The sequence below is a fragment of the Sutterella seckii genome, from assembly GCF_009183815.1.
In the GTDB taxonomy this organism is placed as follows: domain Bacteria; phylum Pseudomonadota; class Gammaproteobacteria; order Burkholderiales; family Burkholderiaceae_F; genus Sutterella; species Sutterella seckii.
The window spans coordinates 1-7257 of sequence record NZ_WEHX01000106.1 but is presented as its reverse complement, the minus strand read 5'-3'; the positions used below and the strand labels follow the sequence as shown (position 1 = coordinate 7257).

The 7257-nt window shown below is 60.9% G+C and carries 2 protein-coding genes; both read left to right on the top strand.

Features of this window, described 5'->3' with window-relative positions; genetic code table 11:
• Positions 1 to 469 precede the first annotated feature (469 nt).
• The gene (purL, locus tag GBM95_RS10420; protein ID WP_152159033.1) at positions 470 to 4426 is read left to right on the top strand and encodes a phosphoribosylformylglycinamidine synthase; all 3957 of its coding nucleotides are present in this window, start codon (positions 470 to 472) and stop codon (positions 4424 to 4426) included.
• A gap of 281 nt (positions 4427 to 4707) precedes the next feature.
• A complete protein-coding gene (gene speC, locus GBM95_RS10415; protein ID WP_152159032.1) occupies positions 4708 to 6921 on the top strand; it encodes an ornithine decarboxylase in 2214 nt (737 codons plus the stop codon).
• Positions 6922 to 7257: the final 336 nt, after the last annotated feature.

The following is a 7257-nucleotide window of genomic DNA, read 5'->3' as shown; positions in this document are numbered from 1 at the left end:
CCTGTTTTACGAATGAGAGTACCCTCTATGCACAGGCGGCCTGACCCCAAGCGCCACACAGCACCATCCGTCAACTATTAAATACCTTTGTTAATAATTGTATTTCGGGCGTCTCTAATTATTTGATTTTTATTAATTTTTTGTGGATTTTCGCTATTCCGGTAAGGTATAGCGGTTAGGCTTGATTTTTCTCTCTTTTCACGCTGTCTGAAGCTGCTTCTCATTCGCATCGGGCGCTGACGCAGACCTTTTCTAAGCGTAAACACTAAGCCGCTTGAAAACGATGCTGCGGGCAGCCGGAGAAGTCATCCCGATGAGCGCTCAAAACCTTTGCGGCCGAAGATCCTTGCATGGAGCGGGTCTTTTATAATCTAAGGCTATCCCTACTTTTCCTGACGCTCTTTCCCCGCACTCGCGGCTCAAAGCGGACAGGATCCCGATTTTTTCCCTTCCACAGGAATCAGCAGCTATGGCGTCCCTTGCCGGCATCGTTTTTGACCTTGAAGGCCCCCGTGCGCTCTCGGACTTCCGTGAAGAACGTCTTCTTCGCGCGCTTCGTGCCGTTGAGCCGTCCGTTGAAGCGGTTTCGAGCCGCTTCATTCATTTTGTGCATGCCTCGGACGAGCTTACGGATACCGAATCCTCGCGCCTCGCGTCGCTTCTCGACTACGGCCCGGGCCCGGACAAGGCCATTACGGCTTCTCTCGAAGCCCTGGTGGTGCCGCGTCTCGGCACGATTTCGCCCTGGGCTTCGAAAGCTACCGACATCGCCCGCAACTGCGGCATCGAAAAGGTGCTCCGCGTTGAGCGCGGCACGATCTTCACGATCGCGCTCAGGGACGGCGCCGAGCTGTCGGAAGAAAAGCGCGGCGCGCTTCTCGCGCTCCTTCACGACCGCATGACGGAGTCCGTGGTTCCGGTCGACTATCCGCGCGAAAACCTCTTCACGGATCTCGCGGGCAAGCCCATGGAGACCGTTCCGCTGATGGCGGAAGGGAAGAAGGCCCTTGAGGACGCAAATCTTTCGATGGGTCTTGCGCTTTCCGAGGACGAGGTCGACTACCTCGCCGACGCCTTCACGCGCCTGCAGCGCGATCCGACCGACGTCGAACTCATGATGTTCGCGCAGGCCAATTCCGAGCACTGCCGCCACAAGATCTTCAATGCCCGTTGGACCATTGACGGCGAAGCGCGCGAGGAAACGCTCTTCGGCATGATCCGCGATACGCATAAGGCGCAGCCCCTCGGAACCATCACGGCCTATGCAGACAATGCGGCCATTTTCGAAGGCCGCGATGTGGTCCGCCTCTATCCGCGTCCCGACGAAAAGGATCCCTTCGGCGCGACCTTCCGCCGCGAAACCGAACGCGTTCACACCGTGTTCAAGGTTGAAACGCACAACCACCCGACCGCAATTTCCCCGTTCCCGGGCGCATCCACCGGTTCGGGCGGCGAAATCCGCGACGAGGGCGCGACCGGCCGCGGCGCTCGTCCGAAGGCGGGCCTCACGGGCTTCACGACCTCTGCGCTTCATCTTCCTGAAGCGCCGCAAAAGTGGGAAAACGATACGGACTGCGCGACGGGCGAAGCTTCCGCCAAGGCCTACGGCGCGCCCGGCCGCATTGCGACCCCGCTCTCCATCATGACCGAAGGCCCGCTCGGCGGCGCCGCCTTCAACAACGAATTCGGCCGTCCCAATCTCCTCGGCTACTTCCGCGCCTTTGAAGCGAACGTGGGCGGCACCCGCTACGGCTACCACAAGCCCATCATGCTCGCGGGCGGCATCGGCAGCATCCGCGACGATCAGACGAAGAAGCTCGTTCCCCCTGCGGGAAGCCTTCTTATCGTTCTCGGCGGCCCGGGCATGCGCATCGGTCTCGGCGGCGGCGCCGCGAGCTCGATGAATACGGGCGCCAATTCCGAAGCGCTCGACTTCGACAGCGTTCAGCGCGGCAACCCCGAAATGGAGCGCCGTGCGCAGGAAGTGATCGACCGCTGCTGGTCGATGGGCGAAAAGAACCCGATTCTTGCCATTCACGACGTGGGCGCGGGCGGTCTTTCGAACGCCATGCCTGAACTTGCCGACCTTTCAGGGAAGGGCGCGCGCTTCGACCTCTCGAAGGTTCCGGTTGAAGAGACCGGCATGTCGCCCTTGGAAGTCTGGTGCAACGAATCGCAGGAGCGCTACGTGATCGCGCTCGATCCGGCCGGGCTTGACCGCTTCGACGCCTTCTGCCGGCGCGAGCGCTGCCCCTATGCCGTCATCGGCCGCATTACTGAAGAGGCTGATCTTCTCGTCGAGCGTCCGGGCGAAGCCGATGCCGTCAACATGCCGATGGAAGTGCTTCTCGGCAAGGCCCCCCGCATGCACCGCGATGTGAAGCACGAGAAGAAGTTCCTCACGCCCTTTGCCGAGGAAGGCATCGATCTCGAGGACGCGGCCTACGGCGTCATCCGTCATCCGTCGGTGGCGAGCAAGTCCTTCCTCATCACGATCGGCGACCGTTCGGTGGGCGGCCTGGTTGCGCGCGACCAGATGATCGGCCCCTGGCAGGTGCCGGTGGCGGACTGCGCCGTCACGACGCTCGGCTTTGAGACGCTGCGCGGCGAAGCAATGGCCGTGGGCGAGCGCACGCCGCTCGCCGTCATCAATTCGGCCGCCGCCTCCCGCATGGCGATCGGCGAAGCGCTCACGAACCTGGCCGCTGCCGATATTGAACTCCCCCGCGTGAAGCTTTCGGCCAACTGGATGGCCGCCTGCGGCGCTCCGGGCGAAGACGCGCGGCTCTTTGACGCCGTCAAGGCGGCAAGCCGCTTCTGCATCGGTCTCGGCATTTCGATTCCGGTCGGCAAGGACTCGCTCTCCATGCGCACCAACTGGACGGAAGCGGGCGAGAAGAAGACCGTTACGTCTCCGGTCTCCCTCATTGTTTCCGCCGCTGCTCCGGTCACCAACGCGGCGCTTACGCTCACGCCCGAGCTTCGCCGCGGCAAGGGGGTCGACAAGTCCGTTCTTGTTCTCGTTGACCTCGGCCAGGGCAAGAACCGCATGGGCGGCTCGATCCTTGCTCAGACGACGCAGCGCTTCGGCGACGAGGCGCCCGACTGCGAGGATCCGGCGCTTCTCGGCCGCTTCATTACGGCTCTGAGAAAGCTCGAGCTCGCCGGGTGCGTGCTTGCCTATCACGACCGCTCCGACGGCGGCCTCTTTGCCGCCGCGGCGGAAATGAACTTTGCCTCCCGCATCGGCATTCGCCTTGATCTCTCGTCGCTCCTCCAGGAAAAGGGAGCCACGGTGTTGAATACCCTCTTCAACGAGGAACTCGGCGCCCTCATTCAGATCCCGGCGGATCGTACGGAAGAAGTGGTCGCGCAGATGCGCGCCTTCGGCCTTTCGCACTGCTGCCACTTCGTGGGCGAGCTCCTCGAGGAAGACAAGCTCGAAATCGTCCGCGAGGGCGAAGTCCTCGCAAGCTTCCCGCGCGCTGAGCTCCAGAGCGCCTGGACCGAGGTCTCGCATGAAATTGCCCGCGGCCGCGACAACCCCGAATGCGCGGATCAGGAATTCGCCGCTGTTGCCGACGAGTTGAACAAGGGTCTTTTTGCAAAGACCACGTTCGACGTCGACGAAGACGTTGCGCTCCCGATGATCAACACGGGCGTTCGTCCGAAGATCGCGATCCTGCGCGAGGAAGGCGTCAACTCCCAGACCGAAATGGCAGCCGCCTTCACGCGTGCGGGCTTTGAAGCCTGGGACGTCCATATGACGGACCTTCTCTCGGGCCGACTCAATCTTGCCGACTTCAAGGGACTTGCCGCCTGCGGCGGCTTCTCCTACGGCGACGTGCTCGGCGCCGGCGGCGGCTGGGCGAAGACGATCCTCAACAACGACCGTCTCGTTGAAGAGTTCTCGGCCTTCTTCTCCCGTCCCGACACCTTCGGTCTCGGCGTCTGCAACGGCTGCCAGATGATGAGCCGTCTGCGCGGCCTCATCCCGGGCGCGAAGCACTGGCCTAACTTCGTGAGAAACCGCTCCGAACAGTTCGAAGCGCGCCTCGCGGCGGTTGAGCTCCTCGAATCGCCCTCCATCCTCTTCTCCGGCATGGCGGGTTCCGTCCTTCCGATCGTCGTGAGCCACGGCGAGGGCAGGGTGGAATACCTCAATCCCGACGATGCGGTGCTTGCGCGCGCGGCAGCGCGCTACGTGGACGGCGCCGGGAAGCCTGCGGAAGCCTATCCCGCCAACCCCAACGGTTCGAAGGGCGGCCTCACCGCCTTCACGACGGATGACGGACGCTTCACGATCATGATGCCGCACCCCGAACGCAGCCACCGCGCGATCGAGCTCTCCTGGCATCCGGATGACTGGACCGACGCCTCGGGCTGGATGCGGATCTTCCGCAACGCGAGGAAGTGGGTCGGCTGAGTCCCCGAATAACCTGCTCCCTCCCATAGACGAGAGGGAGCAGGGAAGAGCTCAGCGAGAAACAAGAAGACCGTCGGCCGGGATTCCCGGAAGACGGTCTTCTTCTCTTTTCGGCGCTCCTCAATGCCGCTATCGGCGACAATAGAAAATGGGCGCCCGTCGCCGATATACTTCGCATTTTTCTGCTTCCCCTCTTTGGAGAAACAGGCCCCCGGATCTTTTTTCACTACCCATCAGCGCTTGATTTGAAGCGCGCCATTCTTCCCAAAGGACTTCAGGACATGCAGAAGCTTGCAATTGCAGTGAGTGACAATGTTTCCTTCAAGGACTTTCCCAAGGATCGTCAGGTTGTAAGGCTCTCCGAAGCGGAGATGACGGAGACCGGCGTCGTTCTGATGTCCGTCGAGGACGCGGAGAACGGCGAGCTCGACCGCGTTGAGGGTTATGGATTCGGCATTCCGATCTTCATCTTCGTCGAGCGCGGGCGCTACGTGCCCGACGAATGGATCGGCCGCTGCATGGGCGTCGTCAACGACGATCCGGTGGAGGAGCCTTTCTTCGTGCGTCAGCTGATTGATGCGGCTTCTGGCTATGAAGAGAAGATCCTTCCGCCCTTCTTCCGGAGCTTGAGGCGCTACGTGGGCACGGCAAACGAGCAGTTCGACTGCCCGGGCCACCAGGGCGGCGCCTTCTTCCGCCGCCACCCGGCCGGCCGCGAGTTCGCCAACTTCTTCGGCGAAACGATCTTCCGCGCCGACCTCTGCAACGCCGACGTCGACATGGGGGACCTCCTCATTCACGAGGGTGCGGCCTATGCGGCTGAAGCACATGCCGCGAAGGTCTTCAATGCCGACAAGACCTACTTCGTCCTGAACGGCACGTCGACCTCGAACAAGGTTGTTCTCTCGGCGCTTCTGACGCCGGGCGATCTCGTGCTCTTCGACCGCAACAACCACAAATCCTGCCACCAGGGCGCGCTCGTTCTCGCAGGCGCCCGTCCGGTCTACCTCGAAACCGCCCGCAACCCGTACGGCTTCATCGGCGGCATCGACAATCACTGCTTCGACGAAGCGGAACTGAGAAAGCTCGCCGCAGAAGTGGATCCGAAGCGCGCGGAGGCGCCGCGTCCCTTCCGCTGCGCCGTGATTCAGCTCGGCACCTATGACGGCACGATCTACAACGCCCGCCAGGTGCTCGACCGCATTGGTCACCTCTGCGACTACATCCTCTTCGACTCGGCCTGGGTGGGGTACGAGCAGTTCATCCCGATGATGAAGGACTGCTCGCCGCTGCTCCTTGATCTGAAGCCCGAGGATCCGGGCATCTTCGTCACTCAGTCGGTGCATAAGCAGCAGGCAGGGTTCTCCCAGACCTCGCAGATTCACAAGAAGGACGCTCATGTGCGCGGTCAGGCGCGCTACGTCTCGCACAAGCAGGTGAACAACGCCTTCATGCTTCACGCCTCGACGAGCCCCTTCTATCCGCTTTTTGCGTCGATCGACATCAATGCCAAGATGCACTCGGGCGTCTCGGGGCTCCGCATCTGGGACGAGTGCGTGAAGATCGGCATTGAGGCAAGAAAGCAGATCAAGCGCACCTGCAGCTACATTCAGCCCTTCGTGCCCCCGCTCGTGGCGGGCCGCCCCTGGGAGAGCTATCCGACTGAGACGATTGCGAAGGACCAGCGCTTCTTCCAGTTCAAGCCCGGCGAACGCTGGCATGCCTTTGAGGGATACGGCGCCAATCAGTATTTCGTGGATCCGTGCAAGTTCCTTCTCACGACGCCCGGCATCGATACTGAAACGGGCGAATATGAGGACTTCGGCGTTCCGGCGACGATTCTCGCCAACTATCTGCGCGCCCACGGCGTCGTGCCCGAGAAGTGCGATCTGAACTCCATTCTCTTCCTGCTCACGCCCTCGCAGACGACGGCGAAGATTTCGTCCCTCACGACGCAGATTGCGCGCTTTGAGAAGCTTCTTGAAGCCGACGCGCTCATGAAGGACGTGATTCCGCAGGTCTATTCCGCGCATGAAAACCGCTACGAAGGGTACCGTATCCGCGAAATCTGCCAGGAAATGCACGACTACTGCCGCGAATACAACATCAAGGACCTGCAGAAGGCGATGTTCCGCCGGGCGCATTTCCCGAAGATCGCGCTTGACGCTCAGACCGCGCACTTTGAATTCATGCGCGGGAATGCCGAATACGTGCCGCTCGAGGAGGCGGAAGGCCGCATTGCGCTCGAGGGAGCACTCCCGTACCCGCCCGGAGTCATCTGCTGCGTCCCGGGAGAAGTCTGGGGCGGTCCGGTGCTCGAATACTTCCTTGCGCTCGCGGAGGGCATCAACCGGTTCCCGGGCTTCAGCCCCGAGCTCCAGGGTGTCTACCTTGAAGAGGACAGCACCGGCAGAAGTCATGTCTGGGTGAATGTCCTCAAGGAATCCCGCAGAAAGGAGCTTGAGGCAGAAGGAAAGATCGCGCCGCTCGGCTGATCGATCCGAATGTGATGCTCTGAAGCCGTCCTCCCGCATCGGGACCGGACGGCTTTTCCATATTCAGGGGTTCAAAAATTATTTTTTCGGAACTCTTGACAAAGCGAATTCTCTTCTCCATAATTCGCATCCTGCTTCGGAAACGAGGCAGCAAAAACAAGCAGCTTCGAATCGAAATTAAAAATTCTTTTCACGAGCTCTTGACAAAAGGAAACGACTTCTATATAATCTCAATCTTTCGCTGATCAAACAGCGAAAAGTTCTTTAAAAATCAGATTCAACGAACCGATAAGTGTGAACATCGGAAAGCTTGAGGAGCTCCTGAGGAGCATCGGA